19 protein-coding genes are annotated in these 18,470 nt (G+C 65.2%); 14 read left to right on the forward strand and 5 right to left on the reverse strand.

Annotated features, from left to right (window positions below; all coding sequences use genetic code 11):
* Positions 1-24 precede the first annotated feature (24 nt).
* The 4 genes from ACQ5SA_RS03595 (at position 25) to ACQ5SA_RS03610 (ending at position 2,559) form a co-directional block, all read left to right on the forward strand.
* Entirely contained in the window at positions 25-1,236 is a 1,212-nt protein-coding gene (locus tag ACQ5SA_RS03595) for an MFS transporter (RefSeq protein WP_230112032.1), read from the forward strand.
* 90 nt (positions 1,237-1,326) lie between these two features.
* The gene (locus tag ACQ5SA_RS03600) at positions 1,327-1,800 is read left to right on the forward strand and encodes a hypothetical protein (protein ID WP_230112034.1); all 474 of its coding nucleotides are present in this window, start codon (positions 1,327-1,329) and stop codon (positions 1,798-1,800) included.
* 112 nt (positions 1,801-1,912) lie between these two features.
* The gene (locus ACQ5SA_RS03605; protein ID WP_089236035.1) at positions 1,913-2,182 is read left to right on the forward strand and encodes a hypothetical protein; all 270 of its coding nucleotides are present in this window, start codon (positions 1,913-1,915) and stop codon (positions 2,180-2,182) included.
* 128 nt (positions 2,183-2,310) lie between these two features.
* Entirely contained in the window at positions 2,311-2,559 is a 249-nt protein-coding gene (locus ACQ5SA_RS03610) for a hypothetical protein (RefSeq protein ID WP_499312699.1), read from the forward strand.
* A gap of 38 nt (positions 2,560-2,597) precedes the next feature.
* Here ACQ5SA_RS03610 and ACQ5SA_RS03615 read toward each other — a convergent pair whose 3' ends face one another.
* Positions 2,598-4,130, reverse strand: a complete 1,533-nt coding sequence (locus ACQ5SA_RS03615) for an FAD-dependent monooxygenase (protein WP_499312701.1) — start codon at positions 4,128-4,130, stop codon at positions 2,598-2,600.
* Positions 4,131-4,212: 82 nt separating this feature from the next.
* Between ACQ5SA_RS03615 and ACQ5SA_RS03620 the strand changes: the two genes are divergently transcribed.
* Both ACQ5SA_RS03620 and ACQ5SA_RS03625 read left to right on the forward strand, forming a co-directional pair.
* Entirely contained in the window at positions 4,213-4,857 is a 645-nt protein-coding gene (locus ACQ5SA_RS03620; RefSeq protein ID WP_499312703.1) for a TetR/AcrR family transcriptional regulator, read from the forward strand.
* A gap of 73 nt (positions 4,858-4,930) precedes the next feature.
* On the forward strand, positions 4,931-7,072 hold the full coding sequence (locus tag ACQ5SA_RS03625; protein WP_499312705.1) for a TonB-dependent siderophore receptor: 2,142 nt from the start codon (positions 4,931-4,933) through the stop codon (positions 7,070-7,072).
* A 56-nt stretch (positions 7,073-7,128) separates the two neighbouring features.
* Here ACQ5SA_RS03625 and ACQ5SA_RS03630 read toward each other — a convergent pair whose 3' ends face one another.
* Complete coding sequence (locus ACQ5SA_RS03630; RefSeq protein WP_499312707.1) at positions 7,129-7,410, reverse strand: hypothetical protein; 282 nt, start codon at positions 7,408-7,410, stop codon at positions 7,129-7,131.
* A gap of 210 nt (positions 7,411-7,620) precedes the next feature.
* Here ACQ5SA_RS03630 and ACQ5SA_RS03635 point away from each other — a divergent pair, with 210 nt between their 5' ends.
* The 7 genes from ACQ5SA_RS03635 (at position 7,621) to ACQ5SA_RS03665 (ending at position 14,570) form a co-directional block, all read left to right on the forward strand.
* Positions 7,621-8,295, forward strand: coding sequence for a response regulator transcription factor (locus tag ACQ5SA_RS03635; RefSeq protein WP_499312709.1), 675 nt, complete (start codon positions 7,621-7,623; stop codon positions 8,293-8,295).
* Positions 8,292-9,644, forward strand: coding sequence for a sensor histidine kinase (locus tag ACQ5SA_RS03640; protein ID WP_499312711.1), 1,353 nt, complete (start codon positions 8,292-8,294; stop codon positions 9,642-9,644). The genes ACQ5SA_RS03635 and ACQ5SA_RS03640 overlap by 4 nt, the downstream gene beginning before the upstream one ends.
* A 321-nt stretch (positions 9,645-9,965) precedes the next feature.
* A complete protein-coding gene (locus ACQ5SA_RS03645) occupies positions 9,966-10,388 on the forward strand; it encodes a hypothetical protein (RefSeq protein WP_499312713.1) in 423 nt (140 codons plus the stop codon).
* Between the two features lie 136 nt (positions 10,389-10,524).
* A complete protein-coding gene (locus tag ACQ5SA_RS03650; protein ID WP_499312715.1) occupies positions 10,525-11,715 on the forward strand; it encodes an efflux RND transporter periplasmic adaptor subunit in 1,191 nt (396 codons plus the stop codon).
* An 8-nt stretch (positions 11,716-11,723) separates the two neighbouring features.
* A complete protein-coding gene (locus ACQ5SA_RS03655) occupies positions 11,724-13,676 on the forward strand; it encodes a MacB family efflux pump subunit (RefSeq protein WP_425507287.1) in 1,953 nt (650 codons plus the stop codon).
* A 90-nt stretch (positions 13,677-13,766) separates the two neighbouring features.
* The gene (locus tag ACQ5SA_RS03660; protein WP_499312717.1) at positions 13,767-14,159 is read left to right on the forward strand and encodes a hypothetical protein; all 393 of its coding nucleotides are present in this window, start codon (positions 13,767-13,769) and stop codon (positions 14,157-14,159) included.
* Positions 14,160-14,192: 33 nt separating this feature from the next.
* Positions 14,193-14,570 carry an EF-hand domain-containing protein gene (locus tag ACQ5SA_RS03665; protein ID WP_499313324.1) on the forward strand — a complete coding sequence of 126 codons (378 nt, stop codon included), beginning with the start codon at positions 14,193-14,195 and terminating at the stop codon, positions 14,568-14,570.
* A 48-nt stretch (positions 14,571-14,618) separates the two neighbouring features.
* Here ACQ5SA_RS03665 and ACQ5SA_RS03670 read toward each other — a convergent pair whose 3' ends face one another.
* Together ACQ5SA_RS03670 and ACQ5SA_RS03675 are read right to left on the reverse strand one after the other, a co-directional pair.
* A complete protein-coding gene (locus ACQ5SA_RS03670; RefSeq protein ID WP_499312719.1) occupies positions 14,619-15,944 on the reverse strand; it encodes a Smlt3024 family type IV secretion system effector in 1,326 nt (441 codons plus the stop codon).
* Between the two features lie 26 nt (positions 15,945-15,970).
* The gene (locus tag ACQ5SA_RS03675) at positions 15,971-16,834 is read right to left on the reverse strand and encodes a Smlt3025 familytype IV secretion system inhibitor (protein ID WP_499312721.1); all 864 of its coding nucleotides are present in this window, start codon (positions 16,832-16,834) and stop codon (positions 15,971-15,973) included.
* 520 nt (positions 16,835-17,354) lie between these two features.
* Between ACQ5SA_RS03675 and ACQ5SA_RS03680 the strand changes: the two genes are divergently transcribed.
* On the forward strand, positions 17,355-17,714 hold the full coding sequence (locus tag ACQ5SA_RS03680; protein WP_499312722.1) for a helix-turn-helix domain-containing protein: 360 nt from the start codon (positions 17,355-17,357) through the stop codon (positions 17,712-17,714).
* Between the two features lie 73 nt (positions 17,715-17,787).
* Here ACQ5SA_RS03680 and ACQ5SA_RS03685 read toward each other — a convergent pair whose 3' ends face one another.
* The gene (locus tag ACQ5SA_RS03685; RefSeq protein ID WP_499312723.1) at positions 17,788-18,195 is read right to left on the reverse strand and encodes a hypothetical protein; all 408 of its coding nucleotides are present in this window, start codon (positions 18,193-18,195) and stop codon (positions 17,788-17,790) included.
* Positions 18,196-18,470 lie beyond the last annotated feature (275 nt).

Raw genomic sequence — 18,470 nt, forward strand, 5'->3', positions numbered from 1 at the left:
TTCCCCGCCCCTTTGCGCCCCCGCATGAGCCCCAATTCCCCTCTGGCTGCTCGGCTGACGCCGCGCCAGCGCACCCTCATCATCCTTGCCCTGTCGTTGGGCGGCTTCGCCATCGGCACCAGCGAATTCGCCAGCATGGGCCTGATGCTGGAGATCAGCCGCGGCCTTTCGATCAGCGAAACACAGGTCGGCCACCTGATCAGCGCTTACGCCATCGGCGTGGTGGTCGGTGCACCGATCCTGGCCTTCGTCGGCGCCAGCTTCCCGCGCCGCAAGCTGCTGCTGGCGCTGATGGGCTTCTATGCCGTCGGCAATCTGGCCAGCGCATTGGCACCGAACTACGGCACGATGCTGGTGGCGCGCTTCGTCGCTGGCCTGCCGCATGGCGCCTACTTCGGCGTGGCGATGCTGGTGGCGGCAGCGATCAGCCCGGCCGGCCAGCGCGGCCAAGCGATGTCGCGAGTACTGCTCGGCCTCTCCGTGGCAATCCTGATCGGTAATCCGCTGACCACCTGGCTGGGCCAGCAGCTGAGCTGGCGCACCGCGTTCGCTCTGGTCAGCGTGCTGGCCATCGCCACGGTGGCGATGATCGCGCGCTTCCTCCTACCCGACCCGGATGAGGTGCGGACCTCGCCGATGCGCGAGCTGCGCGCGTTCAACACCACCCAGGTGTGGCTGGCGCTGTCGATCGGCGCGGTGGGTTTTGCCGGCATGTTCTGCGTGTTCACCTATCTGGCACCGACCCTGGTGCAGGTGACCGGCGTGGCCGAGTCGTGGATGCCGCTGGCGGTGGGCGTGTTCGGCATCGGCGCGATCATCGGCAACATCGCTGGTGGCTGGCTGGTCGACAAGTTCCACTTCAAGGCAGCCGCCGTGGTGCTGCTCTGGTCGATCGTGATGCTGCTGCTGTACCCGCTGGCCGCTGAATCGGTGTGGACCATCGGCCCGATGATCATCACCGTGGGTACGATGGGCGCCCTCGCTGCGGTGCTGCAGACCCGCCTGATGGACGTGGCCGGCGAAGCGCAGACCCTGGCCGCCGCCTCCAACCATGCGGCGTTCAACACCGCCAATGCGCTCGGCCCGTGGCTGGGCGGCATGGCGATCAGCGCTGGCTTCAGCCCGGCCACCACCGGTTACGTAGGTGCGGCGACTGCGGTCGGTGGCCTGCTGCTGTGGTGCGTGTCGGTGATGCTGGAGAAGAACCGCAAGGCCGCTGCCGCCGGCAGCCACTGAAGGCCCAGCTTCTCATCACCTCGGTGATGCCCCACCATCTGCGCAGATCGGCCGCAATCGGCGGCCGAGGGTCTTGCTCAAGGATGCTCCGTGGCAGTCACTCCCCATAGACGCGAGAAGCTGCTCGATGACCTGCTCTCGCTGGGCCGCAACTGGGCCTTGGCGATCGCCATCGCCGGTGCCGGCGCGGCGGTGCACTACAGCGAATCGGTCTACGAGGCTGGACTCTGGCGCGGGCTGCTGCCAACGCTCTGCTTCCTCGTCAGCGTGGTCTGGATCGTGCTGAGCATCATCCGCTTCGACCTGACGCTGCAGCAACACGTCGAACGCAAGCGCTATCGCTGGCTCAGCCGCCTGCTGTATGTGGTGCTGCTGGGCGCTGGGATTACCGCGGTGTTCTTCGTGATGGAGCTGGCCGGGAACAACCACATCGCCAAGATGTGCGACTCCGTGGCGAACGAGCCCCGCAGCCGCATCTACCGCTCGGAAGAGTGCCAGCGGCTGTTCAAACACCGGGCCGAATACCGTCGCCGCCTGGAAGCGGTAGACGGCGAGTTCGACTGAGGCAGCAGCGCTTCGCGTGCGGTAACCACACTGCAGGTTGACGAACACGCGGCGTAGATCTGCCTTGCTGCAGAGTGGCGCACGCCAGCTTCCCACGCGCGACACAGCCCTCATGCACCGCCAGATTTCCCCCACCTGCCACGATGCGATTGCCCTGCGGGCCGGCGCGCTGGGCAGCGTGCTGGGTGTGGCGCTGTTCAAGGCCTTTGCATTGTCCGCAGCAGCAGCCGGTTCGATGATGACCGTCGGGCTGTGGTTGCTGGGATGCGTGCTGCTGGCGGCCTGGGCGCTGGCGGCCTGCCTGACCTGTCTGGCCTTGAGCCGGCGCGTGTTCGTGTTGATGCTGGCGCTGTCGACAGTGTTCCTGATCTGCATTGCCTGACCGGCAGTCGGCAACTCCCGAGTATCTCCATAATTGTTACTCCATAACAAGTGCTGCCAGTGGGATTGCGCGTGTGCCGGGTCACGGATTGAATTCGATGGTCAGACCAGCCCCCTTCCGAGACCCCCATGCGCCTCCTGAAGCCCCTGTTCCGCTCCGCCCTCGGCGTTCTTGCACTCGCCTCGATCAGCGCCTGTGCCACCTATGATGATTCGGCCATGCATGCCGCCTGCCAGGAGTCGCCGCATGTGAAAGACCTGCCGCCTGAGGTTGCCGCCCGCGAAAGCCGATGCAGCAAGAGCGTTGAGGTGTGGTCGAGCGAACGCAAAGGCAGTGACCAGCCGCTGGACCTGAGCGGGAAGAAGAAGGACCACTGAAAGAGGGCGGCGCAGCCCTGCGCGGGCTGCGCCGGAACTCAGGCAATCGCCTCTTTGCCAACGGGGCACACCCATTCCCGTACGGCCTGTGCCAGTCCCGTCGCATCGGCGCCATCACTGGCCCAGGCGACAATGCCGTCCGGACGAACCAGCAGCGCGGACAGGCCCAGCGAATCCACAGCCGGCTGCGCGATACACAGGATGCGCGATCGCTCGGCTTCAACCGCCGCCCACGACGAGGCAGCGGCATCGAACACCAGCAGCACCGCCTGCCCTGCGCGCAGCAGCTCCCCCATGCGGCGGCCATCGGCCAGCAGGAAGTCCGGTGTGCTGCGGCCCACCAGCGGATGGGCCTGACCCAGATCCAGCTGCTGGCCCACGCCCCACACGCGCTCGGCGAGATACGTGGCGCCATCACGCGTTTCTGCCAGATCGCCCACGATGGCGGCCAGCGCACGTGAGCCCGCGCCTGGGCGCATCAGTGCAACCTGCGCGCGCGACCATTCCAGCACACGCGCGCCGATAGGGTGGCGTTCGGCCTGATAGGTATCCAACAGGGCTTCATCTGCGCCGCGCACGACGGCGGCGAGCTTCCAGCCAAGATTCATCGCATCTCCCAGGCCCAGGTTCAGGCCCTGCCCGCCCAGCGGTGAATGCACATGCGCGGCATCGCCCGCCAACAGCACGCGACCACGGCGATAGGCGGTGGCCTGCCGCGCGCCATCAGTCCAGGTGGTCGCCAGGTGCAGTGTGGTGATCGTTGCGTCGCGGCCGGAGATACGCCGCAGCAGCGCCTGTGCCGATTCGCGATCGAGCGGCTGGCGATGGCCGGCGCCGCCGTCGAAATCAGCCAGGGCGATGGTGCCCGGCGGATTGAAGTTGCACATGCCCTGCGCGGTGGTGTGACGCCCGGGACTGAGCAGCGTCGGATCCTCAAGCTCGACGCTGAGCGAGTGACCGGTAAACTCCGGATCGGTACCGGCAAAGCTGAAACCGCACTGTTTGCGCACGGTGCTGCGGCCACCGTCGCAGCCGACCAGCCAGCACCCGCGGAAGGATTGCCCGCCCGCCTCAACCTGGACCTCGTCGGCAGCCAACCGCACTTCCTGCACACCCGCGCCACGCAGGGTCACCACGCCCAGCGCCTGCGCGCGCTCGGCCAGCACGGCCTCCAGCGCCTGCAGCTCCACCGCCATCTGCGTGCCAACCGGGCTGGGCAGGCGCCAGGGCCAGCGGCCGCTATCGACGTTGCCCAGCGCGAACGGAATACCGGCGAAGTGCCCACCCAACCGGCGCGGCTGCGACAGCCAATGCGCGGTGCCCGGTGGCGGCGGGCCTTTCTCCGGCTTCAGCACCTGGCCAGCAGCCACGGCATCCAGCAGGCCGCGCCGGTCGAGTGCCTCCAGCGTGGGGGCATTCAAGCCGCGCAGCCCGAACGGCAGGCGCTTCAGCGGCGACTCCGGCGAGGCCGCCTGCTCCAGCACCAGCACCGAGCATCCCGCCTGCCCGAGCTCGCAGGCCAGGAACAGTCCAACCGGGCCAGCCCCGGCAATAACGACGTCGTACCGCATTGGAAATCCTCATGAGCACCGGGCCGGCGCTCTGGCGGCGACAATGTTACACTCGGTGTACTTTTTCACAAGTGAGTCACCCATGGCCCCGCCACCCGGCCGCCGCGAGCAACGCAAAGCCGAGACCCGACAGGCGATTTCCGACGTCGCCACCCGGCTGATCATCGAGCGCGGCTTCGAGGCCGTGTCGATGAGCGAGATCGCCGACGCCGCCGGGGTTTCGCGCAAGACGGTGTTCAACTACTTCGCCAGCAAGGAACAGCTGGTGTTCGACCGTGATGAGGAAGCGCGGCAGCTGCTGCGAGAGGGTATGGGCGCGCGCACGTCCATGACGCCGCTGGCCGCCTTCCAGGCGCTGGTGCGGGAACTGCTGGACACTGGCCACCCATTGCTGCGGATCAACGCCGGTGCGGCGTCGTTCTGGAAAACCGTGGCCCAGAGCGCGGTGCTGGTGGCCCATGCGCGGGAGCTGCAGGCGCTGCTGACCGATGACCTGGCACGGTTGATGGCTGAGTCTGCAGGGCGGCCCGTCGGCGACGCCGACGCGCGACTGGCCGCGTCGATGCTGATGGCGTCGATGGTGGCCGCCTACGAACAGGGGCTGCGCGTGCTGTCCTGCGGCGGAGATCCGCGACAGGCGATGGTGCCGCTGATCGTGCGCGGCGCGACAGGGACGCTGGTGGCATTGGCCGGTACGCCTTATACGGATCCGTCCGCGCGTCCATAGCGCAATCGGGTGATGGGTATGCGCCCACTGCAAATGCTAATCTTTCTCATTTGCAGCCACGCCAACAACGCCCATGCCCTACCTGCTGCCCCGCCAGAGCATTCTGTGCCTCACGACGACACTGGCCTTCGCTGTTCCAGGCTATGCCACCGACGCCCCGCCGAGGAGCGTGCAGGAGCTGGACAAGGTGGAGGTGCGTGGCCGCGCTCAGACGCTGTACCGGGTAGATGATGCCGCGGTCGGCACCCGTACCGATACGCCGCTGGAACTGGTGCCGCAGTCCATCCAGGTGCTGCCGCGCGAGCTGATCGACGACCAGGCCGCACGCCAGGTGACCGATCTCTATCGCAGCATCAGCGGCATCAGCTACTTCAGCTATGCCGGGGTGACCCTGCGCGGGTTCCGTCAGGAGAACGTGCTGTATGACGGCCTGCGCGGCGATCCCTATGCAGGCTTCTCGGTGCCGCAGTTGTTCAACATCGAGCGGGTGGAGGTGTTGAAGGGGCCGGCCGGCGCGCTGTACGGGGGTGGCGACGCTGGCGGCGTCATCAACTATGTGACCCGCAAGCCGAAGGCCACTGCCGAACGCCGCATCGAACTGCAGGTCGGGAACCGCGATTTCCGCGCTGGTTCGATCGAAGGTACCGGGCCGTTGAATGCCGCCGGCACGGTGCGCTACCGCGCCGGCCTGTATGGCGACAGCGAACAGGGCGTGCGCTGGAACACCGACAGTGAAAGCGTGATCGGCGATGCCTCGCTGGCATTCGACGTGGGCAATACCGGCGAGCTCACGCTGCAGTTCACCGACATCACCCAGAACCTCGGCGGCAACCGCCTACGCGGTGTGCCGGTCGATGACAACGGCAATTTCCTGACCGACCGCCGCTGGAACCACAACGAAGCCAGCGATTTCCTGGACATGCGCGCCAAGGTGGCGCTGGCGCAGTACCGCTTCGCGCCGCGCGACAACCTGGACGTGGACGTCGCCGCACGCTGGTTCAGCAACAGCGAACACCAGATGTACCACGAGCCGGTGGGCCTGATCGACCGCGACCGTGATGGCGTCGCCGAATGGATGACGCGCCAGCTGCGCAACCAGATACGCGACAACGAGGCGTTCACCGCCAACGCCAATGCGGTGTGGCGGGTAAGCACCGGTGCTGTCGAACACAAGGTGCTGTTCGGCGCGGACGTGTACCAGCTGGACGCGGATTTCACCGCGCAGACCGCCAACAGCGCCGACCTCGCCCGCGGCGCGGGGCCGGTGCGCGGTATCGATCTGTTCAATCCGGTGTACGGCGCCAGCACCTGGCACGACTACAACCTGTCTGCCCTGCCCTGGCGCAGCACCAGCACACGCAGCAGGCGCTATGGCGGCTACCTGCAGGACGAACTTGCCTTGACCCCACGCTGGCATGTGCTGGCCGGGCTGCGCTGGGATGGATTCAAGGATCATGACCGCATTGCCGGCAGCAGCGTGGATGGCAACGACATCAGCTGGCGCCTGGGCAGTACGTTCACCGTGCGCGATGGTCTGAATCTGTATGCCAACGTGGCCAGCGGCTTCGTACCGCAGTCAGCCGCAAACCAGAATTCCACGGCAGGCGGCCCGTTCGATGCGGAGCGCAGCAGGCAATGGGAAGTAGGCATGAAATCGCTGCTGGCCGAGCGCGTGAGCCTGAACCTTGCGGCCTACCGCATTGACCGCAGCAACATCGTGCAGGCCACTGGCGAGGTCATCAATGGGGTGAACCAGCAGGCGGCGCTGGGCTTGGTGCGCAGCACCGGCATGGAGATGGATCTGTTGGCCGACGTGACCGAGCGCTGGGTGCTGAACCTCACCTACGCCTACAACGATGCGCGGGTGAAAGACGCAGGTCCCAATGGCATCACCAACGCCTCCGGTAACCGCTTCGCCAATGCACCGCGCAACAAGCTGGGGCTGTGGACGCGCTACGACCTGCCGGCGATCAACTCGGCCGTTGGCTTTGGTGCCGACTACGTGGATGAGCGCATCAGCCTGGATGGCCAACGGGTGAAGCCGTACGCGGTGTTCGATATGAGCTGGAAAACCACGTGGAAGCAGTGGCAGTTCCAGGCCAACGTCAAGAACCTGTTCGACAAGGTGTATGCGGCCAGCGGTTTCATCGAGCGCAATGGCCATTTCCCGGGTGAGCCGCGCCGGGTATATGTGCAGGCCGGTTACAGCTTCTAGGCAGCGCTATTGCGCAACGCCTCAGGGAGGTGGAATGACCACCTCCCCGGCCTGCATCAGCCCGAGCAGGACACCAGCATCGAGCGGGTGGCCATCTGGGTGGAAGTGAACCCATTCTTGTTGCCCACCGCGATGGCATTGCCATCATCGCCGTCCTTGCTGAAGACGACGTAGCCGCCCGGGCACATCTGCCCGGCCTTCTCGTAGCAACCGCTCCAGGAACTGGAGCCGCTGCAGTCGATGGAAACGCCACGGCGGCCATCGGGGGTGACGGTCATCTTGGCGGTGGTGCAGCCGGTCAGCGCGGCGAGGAACAGCAGCGGAACGAACAATTTCATGGTGACTCCAGGGATGGGAACTGCGAAGGGCGCCAAGGCTGGAGCGCCTGGATTGCGTGAACCTTGCGCCGGATCTTCGGCTTCATCGCCTCCCGCCATGGCCTTCCGGCAGATGCGGAGGCACGCCATGTTCACGCAATGTTCCTGTAATACGGTGCCGGCGCGTGCCGAACCGCCCCTCTGCGGCCCCTCCCTGCCCAAGCCCTGCTGATGCACATCCTGCTGATCGAAGACGAAGCCGAACTGGCCGCCACCCTCAAGTCCGCCCTGCAGCGCGAGCGCTATGTGGTGGACCTGGCCAATACCCTGGTACTGGCCCGGGAGGCAGCCCTGTGCGGCCTGCACGACCTGGTGCTGCTGGACCGCACCCTGCCCGATGGCGATGGCCTGGCGTTGATTTCCCTGCTGCGCGAGCACAATCCCGGGGTGCCGATCATCGTACTGAGCGCGCTGGGCCAGCTGCCGGACCGGATTGCCGGCTTGGATGAAGGGGCCGATGACTACTTGGCCAAACCCTTCGCGCTGGAGGAACTGTTCGCACGGATCCGGGCGGCGGGCCGTCGCCCAAGCGGATTGCAGGTGGAGTCCATCAGCATCGGCCGGCTGGTGTTCGATCCCGCCTCGGGCGAAGCCAGTGTGGGCGGCCAGCGGCTGGAGCTGCCGCGTCGCGAAATCCGGGTGCTGGCCGCCCTCGCACGGCGCCTGGGCCGCACCGTCCTGCGCGAATCCATCGAGATGGCGGTGTATGGCTTCGACGACGGCATCCATTCCAACACACTGGATTCGCACGTCTCGCGCCTGCGCCGCAAGCTGGCCGATGCAGATGCAGGCGTGGAGATCCACGCCATTCGCGGGGTTGGCTATCTGATGCGGGAAAGCAAGTGAAGGCGCGTCGACCGTCGTTGAAGCGCCCACTGATCGTCAAGACGCTGATCTACCAGTTGCTGGCCCTGCTGGTGGCGTTCTTCGCTCTGCTGATGGTGCTGGTTCGTGCCGACAGCGGCGGCTACTACACCATCCAGACCTTCGCGCCTGTGGCAGCCGAGGCGGTGCACCGCGACCGCAATGGCGAACTGTACGTAGTGCACACGCCAGAGCTGGCCGAACTGCTGAAGATCGTCCCCGGTGCGTGGTTCATCGCCGAGGATGAGCATGGGCACCACGTCACCTTCGGCCATGTGCCACCGGCCTATGCCTCGATGGTCGGCGCCCTCGATGGCATCCCCTATGGCGACCTGCGCGGGCGTGATCGCAGCGATGGCCTGGCGGTGGTGGTACGCCAGCACAGTGGGCCGGCCGGCAAGCTGACCATCATGGCGCATGGCGAAACCGATTCGCTGACCATGCAGATGGCGTTGGCGGCGCACATCATCACCCTGCCGATCTTCCTGTTGCTGGCACTGGCCACCATCATCCTGACCCCGATCATCGTGCGGCGGGCACTGGCCGGTGTCGAACGCATCGCGCAGGAAGCCCGCAACATTTCGGCCAGCCGTCGCGGCATCCGCCTGACCGAGACCGCCGTGCCGGTGGAGATCGCGCCGCTGGTGACCGCCGTCAACGATGCCTTGGGCCGCCTGGATGAAGGGCACGAGCGGCAACGCCGTTTCATCGCCGCAGCGGCGCATGAGCTGCGCACGCCGATCGCCATCCTGCGGGTGAAGATCGACGCCGCAGATGATTCGACCTCGCGCAGCCTGGCTGTGGAAGTCGCGCGTCTGGCGACGCTGGCCGAGCAACTGCTGGACCTGCACCGCATGGAAGAGGACGGCCCGAAGGAAACCCTCAACCTGGCCCGGGTGGCCAAACGGGTGGCGGCCGATCTGGCACCGCTGCTGATCCAGTCGGACAAGACGGTGGCAGTCGCGGTGGAACCACACTTCCCGGTGCTGGGCGAAGCCGGTGCGGTGGAACGGGTGATCTCCAACCTGGTATTGAACGCCGCCGAGCACGGCGGCCGCCATATCATCGTGCGGGTGCAGGGCAGCTGCCTGGAAGTGGAAGACGATGGCCCCGGCATTCCGGTGGACCAGCGCGAACGCGTGTTCGAGCCATTCCAGCGGCTGCGGCCCCGTCAGACCGGCGCCGGCCTGGGACTGAACCTCGTGCGGCAGGTGATCGACCGTCACGGTGGTCACGTCACGATTCTGGATGCCGCCGGTGGTGGCGCGCTGATCCGCGTCGAGTTCCCGCAGCATCCGGGCGTGACCTCAGCGCCACCCCTAGAGCACTGAAGGCGCCCACACATCCGTGACTGCCGCCTGTCCATGCGCAGCAGGCAGCGGCGCAAGGCAAGGTTGCGGCAATGTTCGCTGCGCAGCATCGGACCGGTGGCATCTGTGATGCCATCGCGTTCCGTACCGACAGGAAGCCCGCACGTGATCGAAGGAGTTCCTCCCCCCTCCTCTTCTGCCCGATTCCGCGCGACACCGGCTACATCCGGTTTGACCGCAGCTGCCTGGAATCGGCGTTCGCGCGCTGATCGAATGCGTGCGCTGCCGCATTGGCCGCAGTGGCTGCGCGTGATACCCGCAACGAATCGCCCGGACGTGCTGATGCGTCTGTTTGCCGTGTTGTTCCTGCTGCTGCCGGGCAGTGCGCTGGTGATCTCGACGCAACGCCATGCGCACGCAGCCATGGCCTGCGCAGTAGTGTTCTTTGTCGTAGCGCATGCCGCACTGCATGCGGTGTCGGCATGGCAATCAACCACATCACGGCTGATCCCCGCCCCACTGCGCTACATAGACAGGCATGCGGCATGGGCGATGCTGGGCAGCGCATGGGTACCCTTGGCGATTCAAGGCGTGCACGCGCAGCCGACCAGCACACTCGCTGCCGCAGGGCTGGTGATCGGCACGCTGTGCCAGCTCTGCAGCCTGCGCATGACATCCGACCGTCTGCGCAGCGCATTGCTGGTGCTGGGCAGTGCCTTGCAGTTCATCACCGTGGCGCTGGTCATCGCCATGGAAGTGACCTGACAACCACGACAGCGCCGCAAGGTTCACGCAATCCATCACCTTGAGACTCGACGGCCATCCACGCCCGGTACCCGGCGCGTGCATCTCTCCTGCCGCGAGGACCACCGATGACCTGCCCTTTCTGGATGCTGTGCGAATGAGCACGGCACCGCGTAAACACCGCCGACTGCTGATGACCGCCGGTGCCGTACTGTGCACTGCCATTGCCGTCTGGTTCTGGCTCCGACCGGCACCGCCGCCACCGCTGCAGCTCGCGTCCGTGGTGCGTGGGAACATCGAGCAGGTGGTGGAAGCCACCGGCACCCTCAAGCCATCGCGGCTGGTGAGCGTGGGCGCGCAGGTTTCCGGACGCATCGAAACACTGCACGTGAAGCTGGGCGACAAGGTGAAGGCCGGTGACCCGATTGCCGAAATCGATTCACGCACCCAACGCAATGCGCTGCTGAGTGCGCAGGCGGCGCAGCGCACCGCACGCGCCAACCGCGATGCACTGGCCACTGATCTACGCCAGTACGAACTGACCCTGCGGCGGCAGCAGCAACTGGTGGCATCGCAGCTGGTGGCACGTGCCGACTTCGATGCTGCAAAGGCCAAGGTGGACGCGACCCGCGAGCAGATCACCGCGCTGGACGGTGAGATCGTGCAGCGGCAGACCGACGTGGACATCGCGCAGACCAACCTGGAGTACACCCGCATCACCGCGCCCACCGACGGCACAGTGCTGGCGGTCGTCGCCCGCCAGGGTCAGACGGTGAATGCGGTACAGAGCGCACCGACCATCGTCATGCTGGGCAACCAGGACGTGATGACAGTCTACGCCGAGATCTCCGAGGCCGACGTTGTGCACACCACGGTCGGCCAGGAAGCCTTCTTCACCATCCTTGGCGATGCGGGCCGCCGCTACAGCAGCACGCTGCGCGACATCGCGCCCGCGCCCGAATCGATCACGAACGAAGATGCATCCAGCCTCACGTCACCGGCGTTGTCCGCCGGCAGCCGTACCGCCATGTACTACAACGGCCAGTTCGACGTGGACAACCGTGATGGGCGCCTGCGCAGCTACATGACCGCCCAGGTACGCATCGTGCTCGGGCGCGCCCACAACGTGCTGACCATTCCCTCTGCTGCCCTGGGTGCGCGGGATGGCGACGGCAGCTACACCGTGCAGGTGCGTGGTGCAGATGGGCGCGCCGTGGCGCGGCGTATCACCATCGGACTGGATGACCAGATCCAGGTGGAAGTGCGCAGCGGGCTGAAGGAAGGCGAGCAGGTCGTGCTGGCTCAAGCCAGCGACGAAGCCGCCACCGCGCCCACGCAGCCCCGATGAGCGCAGCCATGAGCGAGCCACTGCTGAGCGTGCGTGGGGTGCGTCGTGAATTCGCCGCCGGTGAACAGACCCTGGTGGTACTGGACGGTGTGGACCTGGACATCCGTGCCGGTGAACTGGTGGCCATAGTCGGCCAGTCCGGCTCTGGCAAGTCCACGCTGATGAACATCCTCGGTTGCCTTGATCGGCCCTCTGCGGGCGCGTACGAGATTGCGGGACGCCAGACCGCGCAGATGTCGCCCGATGAGCTGGCCGAACTGCGCCGCGAACACTTCGGCTTCATCTTCCAACGCTACCACCTGCTGACCGACCTGACCGCGTTGAGCAATGTGGAAGTGCCAGCGATCTACGCCGGCATGCCCGCCGCTGAGCGCCACGCGCGGGCCGCCGAACTGCTGGCACGGCTGGGCCTGGGCGAACGCATGCAGCATCTGCCCGGCGAGCTGTCGGGTGGCCAGCAGCAGCGAGTGTCGATCGCGCGCGCTCTGATGAATGGAGGTGCGGTGATCTTTGCCGACGAACCCACCGGCGCCCTGGATACACAGTCAGGCAAGGAAGTGATGAAGATCCTCGGCGAACTGCATGCCGAAGGCCACACGGTGGTGCTGGTGACCCACGACATGGCCGTGGCCGAGCACGCCCAGCGCATCATCGAGATCCGCGATGGGCGAATTGTCGATGACCGTGCCACGGCTACTGCGTCGGCAGCGGGCGTGGCGCCGACCGCTCTGCCGCAACGCGCAGATGGCCGCGGCTGGCAGGCCGTGCGCGATCGCTTCTCCGAAGCCTTTCGCATGGCCCTGCGCGCCATGAACGCACATCGCATGCGTACCTTCCTGACCATGCTCGGCATCATCATCGGCATCGCCTCGGTGGTATCGGTGGTCGCGCTGGGCACGGGTGCGCGGCAGGCCATCCTGTCCAACATCTCCTCGCTGGGCACCAGCACCATCGAGATCTATCCCGGCTCAGGCTTTGGCGATCTGCACGCGGCACGGGTGGAGACCCTTACTCCGGGCGACAGCGCGGCCCTGGCCGGGCAACCGTTCGTGGACAGTGCCACTCCTGGCGTGGCCACCACGGGCACCGCCCTGCGCGGCAACCGTTCGGCCAGCGTGCAGGTGCAGGGTGTGAGCGAACAGTACTTCCGCGTGCACGGATTGAAGCTGGGGGAAGGCGCCTTCTTCGGCGCACCGGGTGTGGCCAGCTACCAACAGGTGGCGATCATTGATGCCAACACGCGTGCGCGTTTCTTCGCCGCAGCCGAGAACCCCATCGGGCAGACCCTGCTGCTGGGCAACGTGCCGGTGCGCGTGGTGGGTGTAGTGAAGAAGGACGCTGGCGCGGCCGGCGACACCTCGCTGCTACGGGTATGGATGCCCTACACCACGGCCATGGCGCGGATGCTGGGCCAGAGCCATGTGTCCAGCATCACCGTGCGCGTATCCGATGCGATCAGCATGGAAGCGGCCGAGCAGGCCATTGCACGGCTGCTGACGCGCCGCCATGGCAGCACCGACTTCTACATGAGCAACAACGCGCAGATCCGCCAGTCGATCGAACAGACCACCGGCATCCTCACCATGATGATCAGCTCCATTGCCGCCATCGCGCTGGTGGTGGGTGGTATCGGGGTAATGAACATCATGCTGGTATCAGTGACCGAGCGCACCCGTGAGATCGGCGTACGCATGGCCGTGGGCGCGCGCCGCAGCGACATCCTGCAGCAGTTCCTGATCGAGTCGGTGCTGGTATGTCTGCTCGGCGGCGTGCTGGGCATTGGCGTGGCATTGCTGCTGGGCGCAGTGCTGGCACTGGCCGACGTGGGCTTCAGCCTGGTGTTCTCGGCGAACTCGATCATTGCGGCATTCGCGTGTTCCAGCCTGATCGGTATCGGCTTCGGCTTCCTGCCTGCACGTCGCGCGGCGCAGCTGGACCCGGTGGAAGCGCTGGTCCGGTAGTCGCTGCAATTGCCTGCGGTGACGGCAGGTTCGCGCAATGTCTGCGGTGTGTACTGCAGCTACCGACGATGTCCGCACAGGAGCTGGACGATGTTTCTGAAAACAGGAAAAACTGCGCTGCTGCTGGCAGCAGCCACACAACTGCTGGTGCTGATGCCCTACTCCGGCGATGCCCATGCGCAGCGTGGCGACCGCTACAACCCACAGTGGAACCAGGACTATCGTGATCGCGATCGTGATCGCGATGACTGGCAGCGCCGAGAACGGGAGCGGGAGCGTGAACGCCGACACGACGCCAAGACCACAGGCGTGGTGGTGGGCGTGGTGGGTGCCGCCGTGGTGGCCGGCGTGATAGCGGCGGCGGCAAAGCGCGAACGCGAGACCCGTGAGCGCGCCGACTACTGCATGAACCGCTACGGCAACTACGACCGCCGCACTGACAGCTATCGCGACCGCGATGGCTACACCTACCCCTGCCGCTGATCTCCCCTCATTGAAGGATTACACGCAATGCGTATGAACAAGACCGCTCTGCTGGTTGCGCTGTGCGCAACACCCCTGATTGCACAGGCCGCGCCCGCCGACCCGAAACAGGCCTATATCGATTCGACCTTCACCGCGATGGACACCAACAAGGACGGTCGCGTCGACAAGGCCGAGTTCAGCGCCTATCAGCAGGCGCGTTTCAGCAAGCAGGCTGACTCGATCGATACCGCGTTTGCTGCGATGGACAAGAACAAGGACGGGAAGATCAGCAAGGAAGAAGCGACCGTGGTGCCGGAGATCGCGAAGTACTTCACGGGGCTGGATACCGACGGCGATGGCTACCTGTCGCTGAAGGAAATGCAGCAGGCGATGGTCGCAGCGCAGACGGCGGATGCGCCGGGCAAGTGACTACTGCTGGGGCAATGGGAACGCCCCACTGCCCCGCCCTGCTGCGCACTACGCCATGCGCATCTGCGGATGCTCGCGCACCTGGTTGTCCAGCTCCTGCTGCTGGCGCTGCGACAACGCCTCCTGCCGTTCCGCGCTGGCCAATTCCAGCCGCTGCAACGACTGCTCCACCGGGGTCTGCACGGCCACATCGGTGGGCATGGACGCCCTCAGGTGCGCCGGGTCGTTCATATCACCCTGCACCACGAACACATTGCGGCCGGCAGGGCTGTCCGCGGTCTGCACACTGAGCAGCACATGGTCGGCACGGTCCAGGTTGTTCTGCCGAGCAAGGGCCATCACGCTGGCCGTCAGTCGTTCACTGTTTTCGTCCGGCGTGCGCCCCGCTCTCGCGTCGATGCCGGCGACATGTCCGCTGACCTGCTGCAACAGACCGTAATCGGCGTGGCCCGGTCCGATGTCTGCCAGACGCATCGGGCCGCGCTGGAGGTCGGGCACGCCGTCAACCGATGCAGTGAGCGGGCTGCGTGTGATGGTTCGGTACTGGTCTTCCGGGTGGAACTGGGTGGCCTTCTGCTGGCGTTCCAGGCGGACTTCGCGGGCATCATCGAGTTCGGCGATGCGGGCCGGATCGGTGATCTCGCGCAGCGAACTGTGCCCACCGCCGGAGGTCACACTGACCCACTTACTGTCCTTTTCAAAGTACAACGCGTAGGAATTGAGGCCGCCGATGACGTTGGGGTCGACCGAGGAGCGGCCACCCAGGGCCTGGGTGACTTCATGGAACGTCAGCGTGCCGAGGTACTGGCTCCCCTTGCTCAATCCCATCTGGGTGATCGCATCGCGGCTGGTACTTCCCACCCGCGGGAGTCCGGCCCCATCGTTGTCGAGCATGTTGGTCCAGATCTGCTCCAGCTTCTGCGGGCCACTCTTTTCCAGTGCGGCCTGAAGCAGCACGCGGGGTGTCCAGCAATTGGGATCCAGGCGATGCTGCTCGAACGCACGGTCGTGCGCGGTCATCACATCCTTGCCGGGCAGGTTCAAGGCAAGATCCGGGCGCTGCTGCTGCGACCAGTATTGCCGCAACACGAGGTCCTGCTTGAGCAGACTCTGTCCGAACGCCTCCCATTGCCGTTCACTCAACACCGCATTGGGAAAGCGTGACCCATCGTCGTGCTGCGTTCGCGCACGTTCCTGCGCGTAGCTGTTTGCCACCCGCCCAGGCAGGCTGTCGTTGCGCACAACGCCCAACGCCAGCGTTCCATACCCGTCTGCACCGGGAAGTTGCGAGAGATAGTTCCAGTAGAGCTCCCGGTTGCCCGAATCCGCATAGACAGTGAGGATCCTGATGTCCTTCTGGGTCAGTCCACCCATGAATTACTCCTTGACCTGTCTTCTGATCACCTGGCCTTGGTGCGTGCCAGAACATCACGTACCGCGTCTTCCATGCGCTTCCAGTCCTTCAGGAACACACGTTTGTAGTTCAAGGTGATCGAAAGCTTGTTCTCGACATCCACGAAATAGTGGGTACAACCCGCTGCGACCGGGTCTTCCAGGTCGACGACCTGATCGCCTTCCAGGCGCACGCCATCACCCCGGAATCGGGTGGTTTCGCACTTCAGGAACGTTGTGAGCTGACCAGCGTCATCACGTGCAACGTACCAGTCATCCTCATAGGCTGGGTTGCGAACAGGAGGCTTGCCGTAGCGTGCTTCGTAGTCCTTCGAGTAGCGGGCCATCTTCTCTTCATCGATGGCATACGGGATCAGTCCCAGTGTCGCTGGCCGGGCAATCCGCAGGTCCAAGCGAGCCCGCGGATCACCACGCTCCACCGATCCCTCCTCGGTGAGGGCCTCGTTGGACGACAGTCGCGCAAGCGAAGTTTCGATTGGAATCCTGTCGATGTAGTTCACCGCCACCGCGATCTCCCTGCGGAAATCATTCGTACGGGGATTGGCCCGTGCGCCCGGTGCAGTCGGCGTCATGTCCGGCCATTCAATGACCAGCGAAACTCCCTCACCCGGCCATGGCGCGATCTGGCTGTCCAGATAGTTGGCGGGGATACGGAAAGTATTCGGTCCCAGCTTCACGTCCACGGGCGCGTTGGTATAGGTGTGGCCGTTGAGAGTGCGGCCGGTCTGTGTTGCGCCAGACATGGCGGGATTCCTTTCGTGTTCGGTGGACGGCGGCCGTGCGCAGGCACTGGCGCTAACGGCGACGGCGATTGCGAGTGCCAGGCACCGCCCGGAGGACATTGGGTGCATCGGGCCATTCCATTGCGGGGTTTGGACCCACTATAGGCAATGGCCGATCAACGGGACAGGAACGTCATCACTACCCGCCCACGATCAGATTTTTCCTACGCAACTCCATCGTCGTGCCGGACGGTGCATTCAACGCCACTGCAGTTCGACGCGACATCTAGGACAGGAGTGGTAAGCAGAGGACGGACGGACCACGAGTGCGCCCACAATGCCGATCAGAATCGATAGAGCGAGCATCCCAAGCACGCCCATCAGTACGAAACCGAATACCCCGCCAAGCAGCGCCAGAAACATGAAGGCCCACCCGGAGCCAGACCAATGCCTGCGGCCACCGCTGATGGCCATCGGGCCGCGGTATCCGCAGACAAGGCAGATTGCCGATGTTGCGCTGCCACACGGCGTTGGCCGCGAAGACGGCTTCATACGCTACTCCGACCCACGATGCTACAAATAATGTAGCATACGAATTGTGGGGCGATTGCCATCCTGTAGACCGTTACAGAATGCGCCCAGGCGGGTAATGTCGCCCACACCTCTCCGCGACCAGTTCACCAAGCGCCTCAAAGAAGCGCGCTTGGCGATGGGCATTTCCCAGCGCGAGCTGGGCCGGCGCATTGGCTTGTCTGAGGATGTGGTGTCCAGCCGGGTGACACGTTACGAACAGGGCACGTCGGAGCCGGACTTTGCCACTGCCGGAAAGATGGCTGCCGAACTGGGTGTTCCGCTGGCCTATCTTCTGGCCGATAGCGACGCACTGGCCAATGTCATTCTCGCCGCCGCCAAAATGCCGCACGCAGAACAGCGACGCCTGGTCGCTGAATTGAAAGAGCGCGCGAAGCGGTCGAGCGGCGCAAATCAAGCAGAAAGCGACAACGAGTAGCACGGCGCTTGAACCGCAGGCATGGGGACCAGGTTGGAAGTCCCCACCCTGCCCGTTGCCGCGCACCAGTGAATCAAGGGACGAGACAGCGCTCTACCTGCAACGACAATGCTTCGCAGGCGTCGAACAGACCATCGACCAGAGCCGCCGACGGACAGAAGCCCGGATCGTCGTTTTCCCGGGCTACGTGTGCGGCGTGCAACATGGCAGTGAGCGCGGTGATGCCCGATGCGCTGCGAGTCGCCAAGGCCAGATCGAATGCGCGGCCGGGTGTGAGGCGGGTTTCGCTCCAGGGTGCTCCATCAGCACGGCGCCCTTTGCCGTGGCTTTGCAGGAACGTGAAGAACGCCGATGGCGGCACGGACGCGGCGGCATCACTGAGCGCATCCTCCATCTTTTCGGCGAGAGCATTGGGAAGATCACGCAAGGCACCGCCGAGCAGCGCGTGCAGACGGGGATGGTCGGAAAGCAGGTCAGGCATGGCGGCAACCTCACGGTGTGACCACCTGCAGATGCAAGGTGGCGGACGGTGCGGGTTGGCGTGCCGGATACGTACCACTAAAGCCGGCGGATCGAGAGATCCCCACGCACCGTCCGCCATGGACTGGCCGACGGTGCATTGTCGTGATTGCAGTTGTGGCTGCAACACGATCCGTAGTGATACGTAAGTTCGGGACGCCAATCCCGGCCAGGGCGGGTGCCTTGGCGGAGCCATGATTCGCGCGCCGTCCGGCGCTGAAAAGAGGCAGAAACAGC

The sequence above is a fragment of the Stenotrophomonas indicatrix genome (assembly GCF_050573115.1).
Classification (GTDB): domain Bacteria; phylum Pseudomonadota; class Gammaproteobacteria; order Xanthomonadales; family Xanthomonadaceae; genus Stenotrophomonas; species Stenotrophomonas lactitubi_A.

Coding starts and splice junctions, on each gene's coding strand:
- ACQ5SA_RS03610 (WP_499312699.1), top strand. CDS start 2,311: ATGCGCCTCCTGAAGCCCCTGTTCCGCTCCGCCCTCGGCGTTCTTGCA.
- ACQ5SA_RS03680 (WP_499312722.1), top strand. CDS start 17,355: ATGTCGCCCACACCTCTCCGCGACCAGTTCACCAAGCGCCTCAAAGAA.
- ACQ5SA_RS03605 (WP_089236035.1), top strand. CDS start 1,913: ATGCACCGCCAGATTTCCCCCACCTGCCACGATGCGATTGCCCTGCGG.
- ACQ5SA_RS03665 (WP_499313324.1), top strand. CDS start 14,193: ATGAACAAGACCGCTCTGCTGGTTGCGCTGTGCGCAACACCCCTGATT.
- ACQ5SA_RS03650 (WP_499312715.1), top strand. CDS start 10,525: ATGAGCACGGCACCGCGTAAACACCGCCGACTGCTGATGACCGCCGGT.
- ACQ5SA_RS03655 (WP_425507287.1), top strand. CDS start 11,724: ATGAGCGAGCCACTGCTGAGCGTGCGTGGGGTGCGTCGTGAATTCGCC.
- ACQ5SA_RS03595 (WP_230112032.1), top strand. CDS start 25: ATGAGCCCCAATTCCCCTCTGGCTGCTCGGCTGACGCCGCGCCAGCGC.
- ACQ5SA_RS03620 (WP_499312703.1), top strand. CDS start 4,213: ATGGCCCCGCCACCCGGCCGCCGCGAGCAACGCAAAGCCGAGACCCGA.
- ACQ5SA_RS03670 (WP_499312719.1), bottom strand. CDS start 15,944: ATGGGTGGACTGACCCAGAAGGACATCAGGATCCTCACTGTCTATGCG.
- ACQ5SA_RS03675 (WP_499312721.1), bottom strand. CDS start 16,834: ATGCACCCAATGTCCTCCGGGCGGTGCCTGGCACTCGCAATCGCCGTC.
- ACQ5SA_RS03685 (WP_499312723.1), bottom strand. CDS start 18,195: ATGCCTGACCTGCTTTCCGACCATCCCCGTCTGCACGCGCTGCTCGGC.
- ACQ5SA_RS03630 (WP_499312707.1), bottom strand. CDS start 7,410: ATGAAATTGTTCGTTCCGCTGCTGTTCCTCGCCGCGCTGACCGGCTGC.
- ACQ5SA_RS03625 (WP_499312705.1), top strand. CDS start 4,931: ATGCCCTACCTGCTGCCCCGCCAGAGCATTCTGTGCCTCACGACGACA.
- ACQ5SA_RS03615 (WP_499312701.1), bottom strand. CDS start 4,130: ATGCGGTACGACGTCGTTATTGCCGGGGCTGGCCCGGTTGGACTGTTC.
- ACQ5SA_RS03645 (WP_499312713.1), top strand. CDS start 9,966: ATGCGTCTGTTTGCCGTGTTGTTCCTGCTGCTGCCGGGCAGTGCGCTG.
- ACQ5SA_RS03660 (WP_499312717.1), top strand. CDS start 13,767: ATGTTTCTGAAAACAGGAAAAACTGCGCTGCTGCTGGCAGCAGCCACA.
- ACQ5SA_RS03635 (WP_499312709.1), top strand. CDS start 7,621: ATGCACATCCTGCTGATCGAAGACGAAGCCGAACTGGCCGCCACCCTC.